Consider the following 21117-nt stretch of genomic DNA (forward strand, 5'->3'; position numbering starts at 1 on the left):
CCTAGGCGAAGCTCTGCACGAGCGATTGGGTGACGAGGTGCCACCCGTCCACGAGGACGAACAGCAGGATCTTGAACGGCAGGGAGATGAAGACCGGGGGCAGCATCACCATGCCCATCGACATGAGCGTCGAGCTGACGACGAGGTCGATGACGAGGAACGGCAGGAAGATCAGGAACCCGATCTGGAACGCCGTCTTGAGCTCGCTGATGATGAACGCGGGGATCAGCACGTAGGTCGGGACGTCGGCGCGGGTCTTCGGCCGCTCGAGCTTCGCGAGCTTCACGAACAGCGCGAGATCGCTCGTGCGGGTCTGCTGGAACATGAACTCGCGCAGCGGCTTCTGGCCGCGCTCGAACGCCTCGGCCTGCGTGATCTTCTCCGCGGTGAGCGGGTCGATCGCCTGCTCCTTGATCTGCGTGAACGTCGGGGCCATCACGAAGATCGTCAGGAAGATCGCGATGCCGACGAGCACCTGGTTGGGCGGCGCGGTCGGCGTGCCCAGCCCGGTGCGGATGAAGCCCAGGACGATGAGGATGCGCGTGAAGCCCGTGACGGTGAACAGCAGCGCCGGGACGAGCGTGATGCCGCCGATCAGGATCAGCAGCTGGACCGCGTTGCCGCCGTCGTTCATCGCTGCGTCCGGCGGCGGACCGCGTCCAGGAGCGCGCCGACCCCGTCGGTGCGCGGGTTGCTGAGGGCGCGCTGCGGGGCGACGGGGTCCCCGTCGGCGTCGAGCGCGTCGTCGGGGATGAGCCCGAGGTCGACCGCCTCCTGGCGGGTGTAGGTGCGGATCGGGGTGACGCCCTGCTCGGCGACGCCGACGAGCACGAGCTCGCGGCCGGCGTGCACGAGGTGCAGCGCCCGGTTGGGGCCGAGCGCGATCGTGGCGGCGGGCCGCAGCCCGTGGCCCATCGTGCGCTCCTCGCGGCTGGCCTTGACCTGCCGCAGCACCCAGCTGAGGCCGTAGATGACGCCGATGACGACGGCGAGGCCGACGATCGTGCGGACGATCGAGCCGCCCCCGCCGCCGACGGCGGACGCCTGGTCGGCGCGCTCCGCCGGGAGGTTCAGGGGCGTGTCCTCGCCGCTGCCGGCGACCCCGGGTGCGGCGAGCGCCACGGGAGCGAGCAGGAGCAGGGAGGCGCCGGCCACCGTCGTGGCACGCGCTGCGGTTCGAAGATGCATGGAGGGAGGGAGTGACCGGCGCCGCGGGAGGGAGGGAGCGGCGGGTCTGCCCGGTAGTCGGCCGGCGGCCCCGGGCCTTGACTGCGAGACTGGACGCATGGTCGACCTGGCACGACGCCCGTCGCAGATCGCCTGTCTGGTGGCGCTGACCGTCGCCGTCCCGGCGTGCGGCGCGGGCCGCGACGACGATCCGCGTCCGCGCGCGCAGACGACGGCGGCGCCGCGCGCGCTGAACCTCGCCTCGCTGACCCCGGGGCAGCTCGCGGGCCAGCGGCTCGTCGCGACGTTCCGCGACACGCAGGTGCCGGGTCCCGCGATCCGGCGGCTGATCCGCCGCGGCGAGCTCGGCGCGGTGATCCTCTTCACGTCCTCGGCGCCGACGGTCGCCCGCGCGCGGCGCATCAGCGACGAGCTCCAGGCGCTCGCCCGGCGCAGCCCGGTGCCGGTCCCGCTGCTCGTGACGATCGACCAGGAGGGCGGGGACGGCCGCACGACCGGCGCCAAGCGGCTGAACGACGCGCCGCCGTACCGGTCCGCGCAGCAGCAGGCCGCGGGCGGCGTGGCGACCGTGCGCGCGTCCGGCGTGTCCGCGGGCCGGGCGCTGCGCCGGGCGGGGGTGAACGTCAACCTCGCGCCGGTCGCCGACGTCGGCCGGCCGCGCGCCGCGCTCACGAACGAGGGCCGCTCCTACGGGTCGAGCGCGGCGACCGTCGGTCGGCTGACGGCCGCGTTCGTGCAGGGCCAGGGGCGCTCGGGCGTCGCCTCGACGCTGAAGCACTTCCCGGGCTTCGGGGCCGCCGCCGTGAACACGGACTTCGGGGTCGCGCGCATCGGCCTGTCCGCGGCGACGCTGCGACGGGTCGACGAGGCGGCGTTCCGGCCCGGTGTGCGCGCCGGTGCGCAGCTGGTGATGCTCTCCAACGCGATCTACCCGGCGCTCGACCCCCTGCCCGCCCCGCTGTCGCGGCGGATCGCGGTCGGCGAGCTGCGCGAGCGGTTCGGCTTCCGCGGCGTGTCGATCACCGACGACCTCGAGGCGGACGCGCTGCGCTCCCGCGGGACCCCGGCGCAGCTGGCGGTCCGCGCCGCGCGGGCCGGGGTCGACCTGGCGATCCTCGGCCGGCGCGCGCAGAGCGCCGTCGACGCGCACGCGGCGCTCACGCGCGAGATCGCGACCGGCCGGCTGCCCCGCGCCGAGGCGGAGGCGTCCGCCCAGCGCGTGCTCGCCCTGCGCACCGGGCTGCGCCGATGATCGACCACGTGACGCTGCGGGTCACCGACCTCGACGCGGTCCGGCCCGCCTACGACGCGGTGCTCTCGACGCTCGGGATCGCGCGCAACGTCGACGACCCCACGCTGCCGGAGTGGCGCGACTTCTCGCTGCAGCAGACCGACGCCGAGCATCCGGTGACGACCGGCGCGCACGTCGGGTTCGTCGCCCCCGACCGGGCCGCGGTCGACGCGTTCCACGCCGCCGGGCTGGCCGCGGGCTGGCGGGACGCCGGGCCGCCCGGCCCCCGTCCGCAGTACCTGCCCGACTACTACGGGGCGTTCCTGCTGGACCCCGACGGCACGAGCCTCGAGGCGGTCCACCACGGGCGGCGGCGCACCGACGGGCACGTCGACCACGTCTGGCTGCGCGTCGGCGACCTCGCGGCGACGCGCGCGTTCTACACGGCGTTCCTCGAGCCGGCGGGACTGACCGTCGGGATCGACTCCCCGGACCACCTGCTGCTGCGCGCCGGCGGCGGGTCGGTGTCCTTCGTGCCGGGGGAGCGGCCGTCCGCGCACCTGCACCTGGCGTTCTCGTCCTCCGGTGGCGAGCCCGCGGTCGACGCCTTCCACGCCGCGGCGCTCGCGGCGGGCGGCGTCGACCACGGCCCGCCCGGCCGGCGCCCGATCTACCACCCGGGCTACTACGGGGCGTTCGTGCTCGACCCCGACGGCCACAACGTCGAGGTCGTGCACCACGACCGCTGAGCGGCGCCTATCCTCGCCGCCATGGGTCTCACCTCCGTGCTGCGCGACGCCCTCGACAAGCGCGTCGAGTGGACGATCAGCCTCGTCGACGACCGGCTCGGCCGCCGCCGCGAGACGCTGCACGACCGCCTCGACGACCTCGAGCGGTTCGGCCGCGGCGCCCTGCAGGCGCAGGGCTGGATGGACGGCGACGGGCGTCTGGGCGAGCCGGTCGCGCAGCTGCGCGACACCAACGCCGCGTACCTGAACTGGGCGGCCGGACCGGAGGGGTACGCGGCGCAGGCCGGCCTGTGGTTCAACCCGCCGGTCCCGGTCAACCTCGTGCCCGGCGGCGTCGAGGTGCTGATGGTCAACGAGCGCGTGATCGAGCAGCCGTGGGTGTTCGCCCAGGTCGGCGCCGACCGGCCGCTGCGGATCCTCGACGTCGGCGGCAGCGAGAGCACGGTCGCGGTGTCGCTCGCGACGCTCGGTCACGCGGTCACGGTCGTCGACCCGCGCGGCTACCCGGTCGCGCACCCGGACCTCACGGTCGCCGCGTGCCGGCTGGAGGACTACGACGGGCCCGCGGCGTTCGACGTCGCCGTCTGCCTCAGCGCGGTCGAGCACTTCGGCCTGGACCACTACGGCCAGGAGGCGTCCGCCGCGCGCGCCGACCACGCGGCGCTGCGGACGCTGCGCGGCCTCGTGCGCGCCGACGGCGGCCGGCTGCTGCTCACCGTCCCCTACGGTCCCGCGTTCGCGGTCGCCGGGTTCGAGCGGATCTACGACCGGCCGGCGCTCGACGAGCTGCTCGACGGCTGGACGGTCGCGGAGCGCCGCGTCGCGCAGTGGCGCGACCGGCTCGCGTGGGAGCTGCTGGCCCCCGACGCCGAGCCGACCGGGCGCGCCGTGGCGCTCGTGGCCGCGACGGCCTGAGCGCCGGGCGCTCCCAGCGGGCTCCCAGGGACGTCCCAGGCGCCGCGCAGCGACGGGCCCGACGATCGACGCATGCCCAACGTCGGCCCCATGGAGATCATCATCGTCGTCGCGATCGCCCTGATCGTGCTCGGCCCGCGCAAGCTGCCGGAGGCCGGTCGCGGCCTCGGACGGGGCCTGCGCGAGTTCAAGGAGGCGATCGGCGGGCTCCGCGACGATCCCGCCCCCGTCGCGTCGGTCGCGGACGAGCGCGCCCGCGAGACGACCGCCGCCTGAGCCGGGCGCGCGTCCGCCTACGCCGCCTCGAGCGCGGGCGGCCCGCCCGCCCCGGGGTCGGCGGCGGCGAGCTCGGTCGACGCGACGGGCTCCGCCCCGATCACCTCGGTGATCCGCAGGCCGAACTCCTCGTCGATCACGACGACCTCGCCGCGGGCGATCGGCCGGCCGTTGCAGAGCAGGTCGACCGGCTTGTCGGCGAGCCGGTCGACGGTCACCACGGAGCCGGGACCGAGCGCCAGCGCCTCCCCGAGCGACATGCGGGTGCGGCCGACCTCGACGGTCAGCTCGACCTTCACGTCGGTCAACCGCTCGAGGTCCAGGCGCCCGTCGGACCCGACCACGGGCGCGCCCGGGGCGGGCTGCAGGTCGTCGAACTGGAGATCGTCGGTCATGGCTACTGGACCGCGATGTCGGTGATGAGCACGTCGTGGACCTTCACGTCGGTCTCCTTGTGGAAGCGCTCGAGCAGGTGCTTGCGCAGCTTCTTGCGGCCCTTCGCGCTCATGAGCTCGCGGGACGCGGTCTGCGTCAGCTCGTCGGTCACGATCGCGCGGATCAGCGCCTCCTGCTTCAGGACGCCGTAGCCCTCCGGCGGCTTCGGGGGCGGGGCGCCGCCACCGGCGAACACCGTCCGTGGCGCGACAGGAGCCGGCGCGGTCCTCCGCGACGCGGGCGGGATGTCCGACCACCCGGACCGCGGCACGGACGCGAGCGCCACCCGCGTCGTCGCCCCGGCCGGCGGCGTCACCGCGGCCACCGGGGCCGAGTGGAAGCCGTGGTCGAAGACGAGCGCCACCGAGAGCTTCGCGAACTTGCCGTCCTCGAGGTTCACGAGGAACTCCTTCGGCAGGACGTACACCTCACCCTCGACCTTCGGGGGCGGGCCCGCGTCCGCCGGCTTGGCGAGCACGAACTTGTAGGCGCCGCCGAGCGCGACGAGGAGGATCGGGATGATGATCTTGATGTTCTTCATGGCTGGATCTCGGGGCTGATCGAGGGGAACGCGGCGTCGACGGCGGCAGTCACCGCCGGGTCGCCGGAGGTCGTCGCGCCGGCGCCGGTGGGCGGCGCGACCTGACGCGGGAGCAGGATCTCCACGCGACGGTTGAGCGCCCGTCCGGACGCGGTGCGATTGCTGGCGATGCCGTCGAGGTCGGCGCGACCCTGCGCGGTGAGCCGCTTCGCCGGGATCCCTGCGGCCGTCAGTGCGCGCACGACGCCGGTGGCGCGCGCGGAGCTGAGCTCCCAGTTGGTCGGGAACTGCGCGGTGGCGATGGGCACGTCGTCGGTGTGACCCTCGACGACGACCGGGTGCTGGCTCTCCATCCCGAGGATCTCGCCGACGTCCCGCAGCAGCCCGGCGCCGCGCTCCTGCACGACGGCGCTGCCCGAGGCGAACAGCAGGTCGTCGGTGAGCAGTCGGACCTCCAGTCCGCGTCGGGTGACACGGGTGCGCACGCGACTCGACAGGCCACGGTCGCGGACCGCGCCGGCGATCGCCTTGCGCAGCGCCTCGAGGTTCTCGCCCTCCGCCTTGGCGGCGGCGGCCTGCTGCTTGGCGGTCCCGTCCTGCGCGACGAGCGCCGAGGTGTCCGGCGCCTTCACGACGGAGCTGACGCTCGGGTCGCTGCCGCCGCTCTCCTGGATGCCCTTGCCGCCCGGCAGCACCTTGCCGCTGAACGCGTTGGACAGGGAGCGCTGCAGGTCCTCGAACTTGCTGATGTTCACCGAGCTGATCGAGAACAGCACCATGAACAGCGCGACGAGCAGGGTCATCATGTCCGCGTAGGAGACGAGCCAGGACTCGTCGAAGTGCTCCTCGTGCTCCTCGTGGCCCTTGTGGCGCCGGGCGGCCATGGCGTGCGGGTCAGGCGGCCTGCGCCGCGCCGCCCTCGACGGCCGTCAGGTTGGGCTTGCCGCCGCCCTCGCCGACCTCGGCGCGCTCCGCGGGGGCGAGGAAGCTCAGGAGCTTCTGCTGCACGATGCGCGGGTTGTCGCCGGCCTGGATCGCGATGATCCCCTCGAGGATCAGCTGACGGGACTCCACCTCCTCGGTGGAGAGGACCTTCAGGCGGGTGCCGACGGGCAGGAAGATGAGGTTCGCGCTCGCGATCCCGTAGAGCGTCGCGATGAACGCGGTGGCGATCGACGGGCCGAGCGTCTCGGGCGCGGAGAGGTTTCCCAGGACGGACACCAGCCCGACGACGGTGCCCATGACGCCGATGGTCGGCGCGAACTGCCCGGCCTTCATGAAGGTCTCCGCGTTGGCCTTGTGCCGCGCGTGCATCGCGCGGGTGTCGGCCTCCATGATCTCGATGAGGAGGTCCGGGTCGGTGCCGTCGACGACGAGCTGCATGCCGGTCTTCGTGAACTCGTCCTCGATGCCCTCGATCTCCTCCTCGAGCGCGAGCAGGCCGTCCTTGCGCGCCCGCTCGGCGAAGCCGGTGAGCTGCGTGACCGAGCCGGCGAGGTTCAGCTCCGGCGGCGAGAACGCGCGCTTGTACATCGCGGGGATGAGCTTGAAGCGCGCCATGCCGACCGCGGCGAGCGTGCAGCCCGCGACCGTCGGGATGATGATCACGAACGCCGCCGGGTTGATCAGCGACATGGGCTGGGTGCCCTTCATGATGCCGCCCACCACGAGGCTGACGATCGCGAGGAGCACTCCGATGGCGGTTGCGGCCTTCATCGTCCCTGATCGTCGGACGCCCGCCGCCGATCTTCAGGCGCGTCCAGCCGGCGGTGGACGGAGGGTGTGGAAGGTCGAGCCCCAGGTGTGCGGTCGCGGGCCGCGCGCGCCGCGAGGATGCCGCCCATGCGCCCCGCTTCCACCGCCACCGCCGCGCTCGCCACGGCCGCCCTGCTCCCCGCCCTCGCGCCGACCGTGGCCGACGCCGCGCCGGCCCAGCCGTCCTGGCTGGGCACGACCAGCTGGACGACGTACGCCGACCAGGCGACCGTCGGCGGCCGGCCGACCGCGGTCGCCTACGCGCCCGACGGCGCGACCGCCTACGAGGTCCGCGCGACCGCCGACGGGGCGCGGCTCGTCGTGCTGCGCCAGTCCGCGACGACCGGGGAGCTGACCCGCGTGCCCGGCCTGCCGGGCTGCTTCAGCTTCCCGGTCTCCAGCGGCTGCACCGCGCTCCCGGCGACGCCCTCCGCGATCACCGACGTGGTCGTCGACCCCGACGGCGGCGCCGTCCGGCTCGTCGGCCAGGGCGTGATGACGCTGCAGCGCGACCGGGCGACCGGCGCGCTCACGGTGCCCGTCCCCGGTGCCCACGGGTGCCTGCCGTCCGCGGGGGCCGCGGTCTGCGGCGCCGCCGGCGAGCCGCTGCGCCTGCGCCTCGCCGGCGGCGGTCGCGCGCTCGCGCTCTCCCCCACGCGCCTGCTGTCGCTGACGGTCGACCCGGCCGACCGGGGGCTCACGCCCGTCGCCGGACCGGCGGGCTGCCTGTCCGCGGGCCCGTCGGAGGGCTGCACCCCGGCGCGCGGCACGGGCTGGAGCGACGACCTCGCGATCGGCCCGGACGGGCGGGACGCCTACGCGGTCGGGGCGCGGACCGGGACGCTCACCGTCCTGCGGGCGCGGATCGGCGCGGACGGCGCGCTCACGCAGCCCGGCGGCGCGGCGGGCCTGCCGCTCGAGCGCCCGGGCACCTGCGCCGTGGGGGCCGACGACCCGTGCGTGCCGGTGACCGCGATCCTCCCGCGGGACGGCGGGCACCTGTACCTGACCAGCCCGCGCGCGGAGGACGCGAGCCGCGACACCGACCGCGGCGACGTCCTGACCCGGTCCGCGACCGGGGACCTGACGCCGGCCCCGTGCACGACGGCCGCCGCCTGCCCCACGCTGCACGGGCCCGCCACCGCGAGCGTCGACGGCCGCCAGATCTACTCGACCTACCGCCGCACGGTCAGCGAGGCGCCGCGCGACGGGCAGTTCATCCAGACCTGGGCGCGCGACGCCGACAGCGGCCGGCTGACCGGGCGCGGGTCCGGCACCCTGCTGGCGATCGCTGACGGGGACGCCCCGTACACGCAGCTCGTCGCCGGGCCGACCGGCCGCTGGCTGCTGACGAACTCGCTCGAGGTGCTGCGCCGCGCGGACACGAAGCCCCCGACGGTGACCGTCCGGGGGATCCCCGGCCGCTGCGCGCGCGGCCCGGTGACCGTGCGGATCACGGTGACCGGCGCCCGCGACCCGCGGCGCAAGGTGCAGGCGAGCGCCTACGAGGAGATCGGCTACGACCGCGGCCCGGACGTCGCGGCCCGCTCGGCGAAGGCCGCCCGGCTGACCCTGCGGATCCCGCGCCGGCGAGGCACGGAGCTGACGCTCGCCGTGGACGTCCCCGGGATGCTGCGCAACGACGTGCACGTCGAGCGGACCGTGCGGTTCTGCTGAGCCGAGCCGAGCCGAGGGCCTGACGCCGCCCGGCGCGCCGCGCGCCGGGCGGGTGGTCGACCGCGACCGCCGGCGCCTCAGCGCCGCACGGTCGCGACGGTGTTGACGGAGCGCAGGCGCCCGTCGGCGTCCAGCGAGGTGACGACGAACGTCACCCGCAGGGTGCGGCCCGGTCGCAGCGCCCGCCGGGCGCTGCGCGTCAGCAGGATCCTCGCCGTCCGCTGGGCGCCCGCCACGGTCCGGACGGTCGCCCGGCCGATCGTCACCCGGGAGCGGCCGACGCGGGCGCGGAGCGTCACCGTGGTGAGCAGCGCCGCGGGGTCGCGGTTGACGACCGTGACGCGGACGCGACCGTCGCGCAGCCGCAGGCCCGCCGCGGTCGTCACGAGGTCGAGCGCGATCCGCCCCCGCGGGACGGCGGGCGCGGGGGCCGGCGTGCCGGGACCGGCGTTGCTCGGGGGCTGCACCGGGGCCGGCGTGACCGGCGCGGGCGCGGGCTCCGGCTGCTCGATCTCCAGCGGCTGCGCGCTGGCGTCGTAGGCGAGCTTCGGGCTGGCCGGGCTGACGAGCCGCAGGCCGAGGCGCTGCTCGAGCGCGTAGCCGTACCCGAGCACCGTGGCGTCGGCGAAGCTGCGGCCGAGGATCTGCAGGCTCACCGGGTCACCGGACGGGCCGAGGCCCACCGGCAGCGTGACGGTCGGCATGCCCGCGTTGGAGACCGGGATCCCGGAGTTGCGGTCGGAGCTGAGCGTGGCGCCGTCGTTGTCGAAGTTCTCGCTGCGGAAGCCCGGGTAGAGCACCGCGTCGACGGCGTTGTCGGTCATCCACTGGTCCAGGCGGCGCTTGTACTCCCGGCGGTAGTCGAGGATCTGCGTGACCTCGGCGTCGGTCAGGCCGGGGCCGTCGGTCAGCGTCTGCCGGTTGTACGGCAGCACCTTGGGGGACGAGAGGACCCCCGCGGCGGTCGTGAACGGCGGCGAGGCCGAGCGCGCGAAGTACCGCTTCCAGCCCTCGTTGCGGCGTCCCGCGCCCGCCGGCTGCGGGAAGCCCTGGGCGGTTGTCGGGGCCGCCGGGGGCGCCGGGATCTCGACGACGGTCGCGCCCGCCGCGGTCAGCGCCGTGAAGCTCGCGCGGACCGCGTCGATCGTCCGCGGGTCACCGTACGTGGTGCCGAACGCGTCGGCGACGAACCCGAAGCGCTTGCCCTCGAGCGCGTCCTTGCGCAGCCCGGTGGTCCAGTCGGCGGGACGCCGGGCGTCCGCGTCGGCGTCGACCGTCTGGACGTCGTCGGGATCGGTGCCCGAGGTGACGTTCAGCAGCAGCGCGAGGTCCTCGACCGTGCGGGCGATCGGCCCGCCGTGGTCCTGCAGGAAGGTCAGCGGCGCGATCCCGGCGCCCGAGGTCATGCCGTCGGTCGCCCGGAGGGTCGCGAGGCCGTTGCCGGTCGACGGGGCGTACAGCGAGACGCCGGTCTGGGAGCCCAGGCCCGCCGCGGCCATGCTCGAGGCGATCGCCACCGCGGTGCCGCCGGAGGAGCCGAACGAGGTCTTCGACGGGTTCCAGGCGTTCCAGGTCTGGCCCCATCCGGACTCGCTGAAGCCACCGGAGTTCGCGAACTCCGAGAGGTTCGCCTTGCCGATGAAGATCGCGCCGGCGGCCCGGAGCTTGGCGACCTGCCCGGCGTCGCGGTCGGGCACGTAGCCCTCGAGCGCGAGCGTGCCGTTGGTGGTGGGCATGTCCTTCGTGTCGTAGTTGTCCTTGAGCGCCAGCGGGATGCCGAGCAGCGGCCGGGTGTCGCCGGCGGCGCGGGCCTCGTCGGCCGCGCGGGCCTGGGCCATCACCCGCTCGTTGAGGTGGATGAACGCCTTGAAGCCGTAGGGCCCGCCGTCGTAGGCGCCGATGCGGTCGAGGTAGGCGCGCACCACCTCCTGCGAGGTCGTGCGCCCGGCCTCCAGGTCGGCCTTGATCTCCGACAGGGACCGGCCGACGACGTCGTACGGGCTGGTCGTGCGGGCGAGCGCGAGGACCGGCTGGGCGCTGGGCGGCTCGGGGGCGGGGATCGCCGCGCACAGGCCGGGGTCGAAGTTCGGGATCGTGGCGAGGTCCCAGTTGGCGAGCTCGCAGACCTCCCCGGTGGTGAGGCCGGTGACGTCGGGGGTGGCGGCGAGGCCCGCCGCGGCGGTCGTCGTCGCGCTGATCTGGGTGCCGGCGGTCCCGGCGGTCTCGGTGCGGCCGATCACGACGTAGCGCAGCAGCGTCTTCGTCTCGCCCGGCGCGAGCGTGAGCGTGTTCCGGTAGCCGTAGAAGTTGGCCTCCATGCCGGTCGTCGGGAGCGGCGTGGCGAACGGGTCGCGCTGGTGGACGCCGGTGCCGGCCAGCGCCCCGGTGAACGGGGCGGGGGTGCCGAGCACGACCGCGGACGGTGCGCCGAGCGCGGGGCCGGCGGCCGGGTTGGCGACCGTCGAGGCGACGCCGCCGGTCGCGACCCACGCGTCCTCGGGGCCGATCGTGAGGTCGCCGCTGCCGCTGGCGAGGACCCGGCTCTGGCCCGTGCCGGTGTTCTGGCCGGCGGCCCCGCCGAAGGAGACCTCGACGGTCTTCGTCGCGGTCGTGGTGTTGGTGAACGTGTCGAGCCAGCGGGCCCAGTTCGCGGTCCGCTTGACGAGCACGTCGCGGGCGACGGCGACGCCGCCGAGGCGGACGGCGCTGGTGGTCTCGAAGCGGTCGACGCCGTCGAAGGTCAGGCCGAAGCCCCGGAGCATCTGCCCGTTGAGCCGGGCGCTCGGGTCGGTCGCGGCGATCGGCGACACCTTGACGCGGATCGACCCGAAGCCGAGCAGGGGGTTCTGCGTCACCGCGCGCACCGATCCGGTGTCGAGACCGGGGCGGGCGGCGTCGTGGATCTGCCAGACCGAGGTGTTCGCGGCGGGGACGCTGTTGACGGCGGCCGCGGGGGTCGCGGATCCGGCCAGGACGGCGAGTGCCGCGAGCACCGCGGCGGGAGTTCGGAGCGGGCGGGACGTCGTGGGGTGGGGCATGCCCGCCACACCTTGTCGGGGTGCCCTGCCGTTCCACACCGCCCGGTCGACGAAAGCCACTCGACCGTCGGTCGAGTGGCTGGTCCCGCGACGGGGTGTCGCGGAAGCGGGGCGCCGCGCGGGCGGCGCCCCCGCTCAGGCGGCGAGCGCCTTCTCGACCGCGATGCCCGCGACGGCCAGGACGATGCCGACGGGAGTCGCTGCCTTCATCGTCGGCGCCTGTCGCGGATCTCGGGAGCGTCAAGGCGGTCCGGACGCCGTCCGGGACGACCGCCCCGCCACCCCGGGCGGGTGCGGCCGTCCCCCGGCTACCGGCGCAGCGACACGCGCGCGGCGACCGTCCCGCCCGCCAGGCGGCGCGCGGTGACCGTCACGCGGACCGCGCCGGCGCGGACGCCGCGGAACGTCGCGTCCGTCGCGCCGCGGGGCCGCAGCAGCGTCGTGGTGCGACCGCGGGCGTCGCGCAGCGCGAGGGTCCACGAGCGCACCGCCTCCGGACCGCCGCGCCAGCCCACCCGGACGGTCGTCCCGCGGCGCGTGAGGCGCAGCCCCCGGGCGCGGGCGTCGGCGGGCCGCGAGGCCCGACGGGAGTCGCGCTGCCCGGGCGCGACCGCGGCGCGGATCGTCCGGCCACGCTCCCCGGCGGGCCCGACCGGCACGACGGACACCCGGACCCCCGCGGCGGCCGGCAGCTCGGGCAGCGTGAGGCGCGGCGTGCGCAGCGACTGCTCCAGCCGGCGGCCGGTGGTCGTGGACCAGGCGACCGTCCAGCCGCCCGCCGGGCGCGGGCCGCGCCACGTCGCGCGGACGGTGCGGCCGCGGCGCACGACGCGCAGGTCTCGCGCCGCCGACGGCCGGAACGCCGGGGCGGTGTAGCGCGCGACGGTGCGCTGGACGCGCACGAGGCCGTCGGTCCGCACGCCGGCGAGGATCGCGCGACGGCCACCGCCGGGCGCGGGCGTGAACCTGCGCTCGCCGCTGGACCGGGTGGTCCGCAGCAGCACGGCGCCGCCGCGCGTGCCGGTCGTCGCGCGCTCGGCGAGCTCGAGCTCCTGCCCGGGCAGCAGGGCGGGGCGCACCTGCCAGCGCAGCACGTGCCCGCCGCCGCGCGTGCGCCGCACGGAGGCGCTGACGCGCCGCTCGGCGACGCCGACCGCGGTGCGGACCTGCCGGAGCGCCGGACCGGCCTCGCGCACGACGTAGAGGGCGCCGGACGGCGGGCGCTTGAGCAGGATCGAGGTCCGCCCGGCCTCGACGTCGTGCTGGACGAGCGCGCGGCTCGTCAGGACGTCCCCGCCCGTGGTCGACACGACCGTCGTGCCGCGGGCGTCGACGATGCGAGCCTCGGGCGGAGCGCCGGGCGCTCCCTGCAGGCGCACCGCGAGCTGCGGCGTCCCCGGCGCGACGTCGATCCGTTCCCCGGTGGCCGGCGTGGCCTGCGACGTCGAGGCGACCAGCCGCCGGTCCGCGCGCTGGAGGCTGCGCGTGGTCAGCGGCGAGCCCGGCCGGATGACCTCGTCCAGGGAGGCGGGCAGGTCCGCCGGCCGCTGGGTCGTGTACGGCCCGAGGTCGCACCCATCGAAGGTGGCGAACCGCTCGCCCCACCGCTGCCCGAGGCCGCCGCCGACGTTCAGCACGGGGATCCGCCCGCACGCCGCGTAGCCCGTCGAGGAGACCACGGCGCTGCCGCCCAGCAGCTCGACGTCGCGGCCGCTGATCCGCAGCCCGACCGATGCGTCGCCCGCGGCGTTGAAGCCGGTGGACGCGACCCAGGCGTCGAGCCCCAGCCGGAAGAACCCGGGTCCGTAGGTCCCGCCCACGGTGCCCTTTGCCGCGACGAACCCGTTCTGGGACACGAGCACCGAGGCGCTGGCGATCGGCAGGACGTTGGCGATCGTGGCCCGTCCGTTGATGCCGAAGATGGCCGGTGCACCGTTGACCGGGAGCTGCAGGACGAAGTCGCCGTCGGCGAGCAGGATCGCGATGCCGGGGTCGTCGGCCGGCTTGTTCGGCAGCTTCACCCGCGGGCCGGCGGAGAGCTGCACACCACCCAGGATCCGCACGGGGTCGGTGGTCGCACCGGCGCGGACGCCTTGCAGGAAGATGCCCTTGCCGATCAACCGGTTGAGGCCGGTGGCCTCGCCGAACAGCGAGTCGAGCGCCCCGTCCTTGATCTGGATCGCGGCCCCGATCTCGAACGCCTTCGGGAACGGCAGCTCCATCTGCAGCGCGCCGCGGAAGAGCTGGTCGGCGCGGACGTAGCGCAGGTCGAGCTTGCGGAGCTTGACGACCTTGGCGAGCAGGCTCGTGTCGAGCTTGAGCAGCAGCTCGTCCAGGCGGGCGCCCTCGCCCGCCCGGGCCTCGACGTCGACCGCGACCGCCGCGCCGCCGATGATCGTCGGCAGGGCCGCGTTGACCTTCACCTGCGTGCGGCCGGTGGACGGGAAGCGCACCTCGGCCTCACCGGTCACCGGTAGCCCGAGCAGGCCGACCCGCGGGGGGAGCCGCACGAGGAACCCGTCGGCGCCCTTCCCGAACGGCAGGTCGAGCTCGATCGGGCCGAGCGACAGCGGCAGGTTCACCTCGCTGCCCGTGAGCTTCAGCGCCACGGGCCGCGACGACCAGAGCTTCCCGGCGGCGAGGTCCAGCGCGATCGAGGCGCTCCCTCCGCGCTGGTTGAACGCCCTCTGCGCCTCGCGGCAGTCCGCGGTGGTGCAGTCGGGGAACGTGCGGGGGACGAACGTCGAGCCGTCGGCGCCGGTGATCCGCAGGCCGTTGAGGTCGACGTCCCCGAAGGCGACGAACAGCGGCCCGGCGCTCCCCCGGTCGATGCGGGTGAAGCACGCACGGGCGCCGATCGGCCCGAGGCTGACGGTCCGCAGCACGGAGCTCCCGGCGCAGCCGGCGAGGTCGTCGGCGGTGGTCCGCACGACGATCTCGGCCCGCTTCTCGGCGCTCAGGCCGTACGGATCGGTGGCGCGGACGCCGAGCGTGACCGGGCCGCGGTCGCGCAGCCGCGCGGTCGCCTTCGGCGTCGTGCCGGTCGGGGTCTCGTAGGTGCCGTCGCCGTCGAGGTCGAACGCGTAGGTGAGGGTCGGGTCCTCCTCCTGGCCGCGCGAGCCCGTCGCGTCGAGCTCCACCGCCACGTCGGCGCCGGTGAGGCGCACCTCCGCCGGGGCCTTGAGCACGACCAGCGGCGGGCGGGTCGGCGTGCCGCGGACGACGACCTCCAGCGGGCCGGCGAGACCGGTGCGCCCGGCGCCGTCGGTGATGCGGGCGCGGACGGTCCGGGTCCCGGTGTCCGGGTAGGTCGTCTCGACCTCGGTGCTCGTCGCGGTGTCGGTCTCGTAGCTGCCGTCGCCGTCGAGGTCCCACTGGAAGCGCGGGGCGCCGGCGGCGCGCAGCACGAGGTCCTGGAGCGCGAACCGCACGGGGCGGCCGGCGAACGCCGAGCCGTCCGGGCTCACGCGGACGAGGCGCGCGGTGGGCGCCGCGTCGTCACGGACGCCGGGGGCGACCGTGAGGGCGAGCTCACCGGGCGGCGAGTCGTTGACCTGCCCGGAGCGCTCGTCCCGCACGGTGACCGAGGCGGTCACCGGCCCCGACGCCGCGTACACGTGCTCGGCGAACGGGCTCGCCTGGTCGAGCACCGGGGTGCCGTCACCGAAGTCGAACCGGTAGCGGGACGGGGTCCCGTCCGGGCCCTTCAGCGAGGAGCCGGACGCGTCGAAGCGCACGACGTCCTCCCCGCTGCGCGGCTGCGCGGGGGGCACGGCCTGACCGGCGACGGTCGCGGCGAGCACCGCCTGCGGCGGCGTCAGGCCGGCCGGGGTGACGACGACCGTCTTCGGGGCGGACTCGTCGACGTTGCCGTCGGCGTCCCGGACGCGGAGCTTCGCCGCGCGCGAGCCGGCGGTCGGGTACGCGGCGGTCGTGGTGGCCGACGCGGTGAACGCGCCGAAGCCGGCCCCGAGACCCGGGTCCCAGGCGAACGTGAACGGCGGGGCGGTCCCCAGGGTCGTGGACTTCGCGGTCAGCGTCGCCGTGTCGCCCGGGAAGAGCGTCGCGGGCGTGACGGAGACGATCGTCGCCTCGGGGCCGTCGACGAGCGTGAGGGTGCGGGTGGCGACCGTCGTCGCGGCGTCGCTGTCGGTGACGGCGAGCCGCAGGTGGTAGGTGCGGACCGCCTGGCCGCGCGAGAGCACCGGGGTGGTGAACGTCCCCCCCGGCCTGCTGGCGCACGATCGGGCCGGCGGCGTCGCCCTCGCGCAGCGTCCATCCCCAGGTGACCGGGTTGCCCGTGTCGGGGTCGCCCGAGCCGTTCGCGTCGAAGGTGACCTGCGCGATCGACGGGGCGTCGAACGGCAGGGCGATGCGGCTGGTCGACGGGCCGATGACCGCGGTCGGCGGGACGTTGGTGACGGTGTACGGGGCTGCCGCCATGTCGACGTACCCGCTCGTGTCGCGCGCCAGCACGCGGGCCGTCTGCGCGCTCTGGCGGTTGGGGAACTGGCGGGTGTCCTGCCCGGTGGCGCTGAACACGCGGCCGCCGTCGGCCTCGAAGCGCAGGGACCGGGGGAACGGGCCCGCGACGGTGTCCGAGCCGTCGAGCGTCAGGGTGCCGCCACGCGCGACCTGCGCCGGCGACGCCGCGATCGACGCGACCAGGGCGGCGCCGTTCGCGCGGGTGCCGACGGTGTGGTCCGGGTTGATCCGGATGCCGTCGCCGGCGCACACCCCGAGGGCGTTGCCGGAGCCGTCGAAGCCGAGCGGGTCCGGCAGGTGGTCGGGCCCGGCGCCGCGCCCGACGAGCGCCGACCGCCACGTGTCGCGGTTGGTCTGGACGCCGTCGAAGATGCCGAGCGCGAGGTCCAGCGGGATCGTCGCGACGCCGTCGGTGGCCGAGATCGGGACGCTCTCCCGCAGCAGCACCATGTCGGTGGCGAGGTCGGGCAGGCAGACGTTCGTGCCCGACGCCAGCGGGCTCCCCGAGCGCTTGCGGAAGACGTCGACCAGGACGTGGTCGGTGGTGCCGTTGCGCAGCCGCACCGCGCCGATCGGAACCCCGCGGGTGCTCTCGGTGTCGAGCCAGCCCGAGAACAGGTAGACGGTCGCGGCTGCACCGGTGGCCGTGGTGGCCGAGCGGAAGCGCACGAGGAGGTCGGCGGGGTTGACGGTCACCGCGCCGGGCGTGGTCCCGAGCGCGGTGGGGTCCGCGTTGGGCTGCGTGCCGGTGAACTGGCGGATCTCGGCGGAGAGCAGGTCGCCGTCGGACTGCGCGTCGGGCGCGGTGCCGTCGAGCAGCCGCTGCCGGCGGGGTCCGGCGCTGGTCTGGCCGCGGTCGGTGCCTCGCACCATGGCGACGTCCACGCCCCTCGACGTGCACGGCGCGCCCGACCGGGCCGCGTCGGGCAGGTGGTCGCGCTGCGGGGCGCCCTCGCTGAGCTCGAGCGCCACCGTGACCATCCGGGGCGCGAGCGCGAGGCCCGCGCCGTAGGCGGCGAGGGCGGAGCTGGGCAGCACGACCTCGAGGCGCCGGTCGTTGCCGCTCACCGACTGCGGCACGGTCGTCGTGAAGGTGGGTCCGGAGGTCGGGAAGCCGCGGAAGTAGCAGTTGACGGAGCCCTCGGAGACGCCGGGCGGTCCGGCCTGCACGCTGACCGGGCCGGTCCCGAGCCCCCCGGCGGTGGCGATGAGGAGGTCCGGGACCCCGTCGCGGTCGGCGTCGAGGTACGTCGACGTCTGCGCCCAGCCGCCCGCGTTGGACTGGCGTAGCGAGAGCCGCGCCCCGTTGGTCGGCCAGCCGCGGGCGTCCCAGCGGTGCGCGACGAGGTCGCCGAGCCCGCCGGCGGCGTCCCCGGTCGAGTCGGTGGCGTTCAGCTGCGGTCCCTCCGGCTCGGCCGCAGACGCGACGGGAGCCGTCCCGCCGACCGCGACGAGGACGGCGATCACGGCGCCCGTGATCGCGCGCCGGCGCCGGAGGTTGCTGCTGCTCATGTCCTGCTCCCGTGTGGTGGCCCTGGAACCCTGCGGGCGCACCCTGCCGCAGGGACGTCGCGTTCGCGCCGGGGATCACCCCGGGAAACTCGGCGCCCCACCCCGGGGTTCTGGCGGCTAGCGTGTGCCCATGGCGACGCAGGAGCTGCTCGAGCGGGAGGCCGAGCTGGCGGCGATCACCCGGGCCCTCGACGCGGCCACCGCCGGGGACGAGGGGCACTCGGTCCTGGTGGAGGGCCCGGCGGGCATCGGCAAGAGCGCGCTGCTGCGGGCGGCGGCCACGCTGGCGCGCGCCCGGGGCGTCTCGGCGGTCACCGTCGCGGGCCTGGAGCTGGAGCGGGACGTCCCGTTCGGCCTCGGCACCCGGCTGGCGCAGGAGCTCCTCGACGACCTCGACGGCGGCGACCGCGACGCCGTCCTGCAGGGCCCGGCCGGCCTCGTCGCGCCGCTGCTGCGTCCCGGGGACCCCGGGCGCCCCCCGGTCGACCGGGACCTCGGCGTCGGGCAGGGCCTCCGCGCGCTCGTCGCGGAGCGGGCCCGCCGCACGCCCCTGACCCTCCTCCTCGACGATCTCCAGTGGGTGGACGGCCCGAGCCTGCGCGCCGTCGTCGGGCTCGCGGCGTCCGTCCCCCGGGGCCTGGTGGTGGTCGGCGCGATCCGTGCCGGGGATCCCGGCGCCCCCGAGGACCTGCTCGACCGCCTGCGCGCCGGGACCGGCACGACGCTCCTGCGGCCGGATCCACTCACGCAGGACGGGACCGCCCGGCTGCTGGCGCGCGAGCTCGGGTCCGTGGACCCGGCGTTCGCGGAGGCGTGCGGCCGGGCGAGCGGCGGCAACCCGCTGCTCGTCGAGGAGGTCGCGGCCAGCCTGCGCGCGCAGGGCGCCCCGGCGGACGCGGCCGCCGCGTTCGCGCTGCGCGAGCGCGCGCTGGAGGGTGTGCGGCGGACGGTCGCCGTGCGGCTGCACCGGCTGCCGGTCGCGGGCCAGGACGTCGCCCGCGCCGTCGCGGTGCTGGGGGACGGCGCCTCACCCGAGGTCGTCGCGGCGCTCGCCGAGCGCGACCGGCGCGAGGTCGAGGACGCCGCCGACGCCCTGGCGGCGGCCGACGTCCTGCTGCCCGGCGCCCCGCTGCGGTTCCGCCACGCGCTCGTCGCCGACGCGGTCCGCGCCACCATCCCGGATCTCGCGCGGGCCCGCCTGCACGCGCGCGCGGCCCAGCTCCTGGCGCGGGACGGGGCGCCGGTCGACCGCGTCGCCGCTCAGCTCGTGCACGCCAGCCCGGGGGCGTGGGACGGCGCGGGCGCGGCGCTCGCCGACGCCGGGCGCAACGCGATCGTCGCCGGGGACCCGCCGGCGGGCCGTCGGATGCTCGAGCGCGCGCTCGACGAGCCGCTCGAGGAGCGGGATCGCTGGCGCGTGCAGATCGGGCTCGTGCTGGCGCGCACCGACGAGGGCATCCCCGGCGAGGAGGACCTCGACGAGACGCTGCGCGACATCCGCGACGGCGAGCTCGTCGCCGAGGGGTGTCACGCGCTCGCCCTGCGCGCCTACCTGCAGGGCGCCTACGGGGAGGTCGTCCGGGCGTGCGAGCGCGGGCTCGCCGCGGCCCCCGACGACAGCCCGCACGCCGAGCCGCTGCGGGACCTGCGGTACGCGGCCCGGTCGTTCTCGCCCGCCCACGCGCAGGACGCGGCGCAGGAGCGCGCCGTGCGCGTGGCCTCCTGGCGCGAGCGCGGGGAGCGCGGCTCGGTGGCCGCCCGCGGGCTGCTCGCGTCGACGCTGGCGGCGATCGCCGCACCGCCCACCGAGATCCTGGCGCTCACCGACGGCATCGCCGACCAGCTCGAGGACGCGGACCCGATGGTGTCCATGTTCTCCACGTCGTTCAGCGCCATCGCGCTGCTGTGGAGCGACGAGCTCGACGCGGTCGAGGCGCTCGTCGACGCCGCGTTCGCGCAGGCCCGGCGCCTCGGGTCGCTGACCGCGTTCACCACCGCCGCCCAGGCCCGCGTCATCCTGCGGCTGCGCCAGGGGCGCTTCGCCGAGGCGATCGCCGAGTCCCGCCTGCCGCGGGAGCTCGGGGGCGCCGGCTGGGTGCTCTACCGCGACTGGTCCGCGGGGCGGGTCGCCCAGGCGCACGTCCGGCGCGGCGAGTACGCGGAGGCGCGCGCGGCCCTGGCGGAGGCGGATCCCGGGGAGCGCATGGAGCGCGGCTTCCTGGAGGAGGCCATCGGCGACCTGGCGCTCGCCGAGGACCGGCCGCAGGACGCGTACGCCGCCTACCTGACCGCGGGACGCATGCTCGAACGCTGGAACGTCCACCACCCGGGCGCGGTGCTGTGGCGGCCGCAGGCGGCCCTTGCCGCGCACCGCCTGGGCCGGGCGCAGGAGGCGCGGGAGCGGGCCGCCGAGGCGGTCGCGATCGCGCGCGCCAACGGGGCGCGGCACGCGGTCGGCCGCGCGCTGCGCGTGCTGGGTGCGGTCACCGGCGACCCCGCCCCGCTCGAGGAGGCGGTCGCGGTGCTGCGGGACTCGCCCTCGCTCTGGGAGCGGGCCGGCGGGCTGGCCGACCTCGGGGCGGCCCAGCGGCGCGTCGGCCGGATCGCGCTCGCCCGCCCGACGCTGCGCGAGGCGATCGCGCTGGCCGAGACGTGCGGGGCCGCGCCCCTCGTCGCGCAGGCGGCCGGGGAGCTCGCGGCCGCGGGCGGGCGCCGCTCGCGCGCGCGGGAGCTCGACGGCCTCGCGGCGCTGACGCCGAGCGAACGCCGGATCGCCGCCCGCGCCGCGGCGGGACGGTCGAATCCGGAGATCGCCGCCGAGCTCTTCCTCACCACCAAGACGGTGGAGTGGCACCTGGCGAACGCGTACCGCAAGCTCGGCATCTCCTCCCGCCGCGCGCTGCGCCGGGAGTGGTTCGCGGACGTGCCGTCGGCCGACGGCGACGAGGTCGCTAGGCCGCGAGCGCCTTCTCGACCGCGGCGCGGACGCGGTCCGGCTGGAACGGCTTGACGACGAAGTCCTTGGCGCCGAGCTTGATCGACTCGAGCACCTTGGACTCCTGGCCGCGGGCGGAGCACATGATGACCTTCGCGCCGGGCTCCAGGGCGATGATCTCCTGCAGGGCGGCGATGCCGTCCTTCTCGGGCATCGTGATGTCCAGGGTCATGACGTCGGGGCGCAGCTCCTGGAAGCGCTGGACCGCCTCGGCGCCGTTGCCGGCCTCCCCGACGATCTCGTGACCGCCGCCGCTCAGGGCGTCGGTGACCATCTTGCGCATGAACGCGGCATCGTCGACGACGAGCACTCGGGCCATG

Annotated in this window: 16 protein-coding genes; 6 read left to right on the plus strand and 10 right to left on the minus strand. The window is 76.1% G+C overall.

Features of this window, described 5'->3' with window-relative positions; translation table 11 throughout:
• Position 1: 1 nt before the first annotated feature.
• Together fliP and GKE82_RS29945 are read right to left on the minus strand one after the other, a co-directional pair.
• Positions 2-634, minus strand: coding sequence for a flagellar type III secretion system pore protein FliP (fliP, locus tag GKE82_RS14460; RefSeq protein ID WP_107567583.1), 633 nt, complete (start codon positions 632-634; stop codon positions 2-4).
• A complete protein-coding gene (locus GKE82_RS29945) occupies positions 631-1155 on the minus strand; it encodes a flagellar biosynthetic protein FliO (protein ID WP_196189239.1) in 525 nt (174 codons plus the stop codon). The genes fliP and GKE82_RS29945 overlap by 4 nt, the downstream gene beginning before the upstream one ends.
• 130 nt (positions 1156-1285) lie before the next feature.
• On the opposite strand from GKE82_RS29945, the gene GKE82_RS14470 reads away from it, so the two are divergent.
• The 4 genes from GKE82_RS14470 to GKE82_RS14490 all read left to right on the plus strand — a co-directional run bounded on the left by GKE82_RS14470 (position 1286) and on the right by GKE82_RS14490 (position 4359).
• The gene (locus GKE82_RS14470; RefSeq protein WP_196189240.1) at positions 1286-2440 is read left to right on the plus strand and encodes a glycoside hydrolase family 3 N-terminal domain-containing protein; all 1155 of its coding nucleotides are present in this window, start codon (positions 1286-1288) and stop codon (positions 2438-2440) included.
• A 305-nt stretch (positions 2441-2745) separates the two neighbouring features.
• The gene (locus GKE82_RS31460; RefSeq protein ID WP_375337044.1) at positions 2746-3168 is read left to right on the plus strand and encodes a VOC family protein; all 423 of its coding nucleotides are present in this window, start codon (positions 2746-2748) and stop codon (positions 3166-3168) included.
• Positions 3169-3189: 21 nt separating this feature from the next.
• Positions 3190-4083 carry a bifunctional 2-polyprenyl-6-hydroxyphenol methylase/3-demethylubiquinol 3-O-methyltransferase UbiG gene (locus GKE82_RS14485; RefSeq protein ID WP_154733789.1) on the plus strand — a complete coding sequence of 298 codons (894 nt, stop codon included), beginning with the start codon at positions 3190-3192 and terminating at the stop codon, positions 4081-4083.
• Positions 4084-4155: 72 nt separating this feature from the next.
• Positions 4156-4359 carry a twin-arginine translocase TatA/TatE family subunit gene (locus tag GKE82_RS14490; RefSeq protein ID WP_154733790.1) on the plus strand — a complete coding sequence of 68 codons (204 nt, stop codon included), beginning with the start codon at positions 4156-4158 and terminating at the stop codon, positions 4357-4359.
• A 17-nt stretch (positions 4360-4376) separates the two neighbouring features.
• Here GKE82_RS14490 and fliN read toward each other — a convergent pair whose 3' ends face one another.
• Genes fliN through GKE82_RS14510 form a run of 4 tightly spaced genes read right to left on the minus strand, consistent with a single transcriptional unit; the run spans position 4377 to position 7051 of the window.
• Complete coding sequence (fliN, locus tag GKE82_RS14495; RefSeq protein ID WP_154733791.1) at positions 4377-4754, minus strand: flagellar motor switch protein FliN; 378 nt, start codon at positions 4752-4754, stop codon at positions 4377-4379.
• Positions 4755-4756: 2 nt separating this feature from the next.
• Positions 4757-5335, minus strand: coding sequence for a flagellar basal body-associated FliL family protein (locus GKE82_RS14500; RefSeq protein ID WP_154733792.1), 579 nt, complete (start codon positions 5333-5335; stop codon positions 4757-4759).
• Positions 5332-6219: a flagellar motor protein MotB gene (locus GKE82_RS14505; RefSeq protein ID WP_154733793.1), complete on the minus strand. Its 888-nt coding sequence runs from the start codon at positions 6217-6219 to the stop codon at positions 5332-5334. The genes GKE82_RS14500 and GKE82_RS14505 overlap by 4 nt, the downstream gene beginning before the upstream one ends.
• A 10-nt stretch (positions 6220-6229) precedes the next feature.
• Complete coding sequence (locus GKE82_RS14510) at positions 6230-7051, minus strand: flagellar motor protein (RefSeq protein ID WP_154733794.1); 822 nt, start codon at positions 7049-7051, stop codon at positions 6230-6232.
• 126 nt (positions 7052-7177) lie between these two features.
• Here GKE82_RS14510 and GKE82_RS14515 point away from each other — a divergent pair, with 126 nt between their 5' ends.
• On the plus strand, positions 7178-8767 hold the full coding sequence (locus tag GKE82_RS14515; protein ID WP_154733795.1) for a hypothetical protein: 1590 nt from the start codon (positions 7178-7180) through the stop codon (positions 8765-8767).
• Positions 8768-8844: 77 nt separating this feature from the next.
• Here the strand turns inward: GKE82_RS14515 and GKE82_RS14520 are convergent, their stop codons facing one another.
• The 3 genes from GKE82_RS14520 to GKE82_RS28590 all read right to left on the minus strand — a co-directional run bounded on the left by GKE82_RS14520 (position 8845) and on the right by GKE82_RS28590 (position 17802).
• A complete protein-coding gene (locus GKE82_RS14520; protein ID WP_154733796.1) occupies positions 8845-11805 on the minus strand; it encodes an amidase in 2961 nt (986 codons plus the stop codon).
• Between the two features lie 308 nt (positions 11806-12113).
• Positions 12114-15578, minus strand: a complete 3465-nt coding sequence (locus GKE82_RS14525; protein ID WP_309233810.1) for a PKD domain-containing protein — start codon at positions 15576-15578, stop codon at positions 12114-12116.
• Entirely contained in the window at positions 15466-17802 is a 2337-nt protein-coding gene (locus GKE82_RS28590; RefSeq protein WP_230316175.1) for a PKD domain-containing protein, read from the minus strand. The genes GKE82_RS14525 and GKE82_RS28590 overlap by 113 nt, the downstream gene beginning before the upstream one ends.
• 130 nt (positions 17803-17932) lie before the next feature.
• Here GKE82_RS28590 and GKE82_RS14530 point away from each other — a divergent pair, with 130 nt between their 5' ends.
• Positions 17933-20812 carry an AAA family ATPase gene (locus GKE82_RS14530; protein ID WP_154733798.1) on the plus strand — a complete coding sequence of 960 codons (2880 nt, stop codon included), beginning with the start codon at positions 17933-17935 and terminating at the stop codon, positions 20810-20812.
• Here GKE82_RS14530 and GKE82_RS14535 read toward each other — a convergent pair.
• Positions 20754-21116 carry a response regulator gene (locus tag GKE82_RS14535; protein WP_154733799.1) on the minus strand — a complete coding sequence of 121 codons (363 nt, stop codon included), beginning with the start codon at positions 21114-21116 and terminating at the stop codon, positions 20754-20756. The genes GKE82_RS14530 and GKE82_RS14535 overlap by 59 nt on opposite strands.
• Position 21117: the final 1 nt, after the last annotated feature.

Source organism: Conexibacter sp. W3-3-2, from assembly GCF_009707605.1.
GTDB classification, from domain to species: Bacteria; Actinomycetota; Thermoleophilia; order Solirubrobacterales; family Solirubrobacteraceae; genus Paraconexibacter; species Paraconexibacter algicola.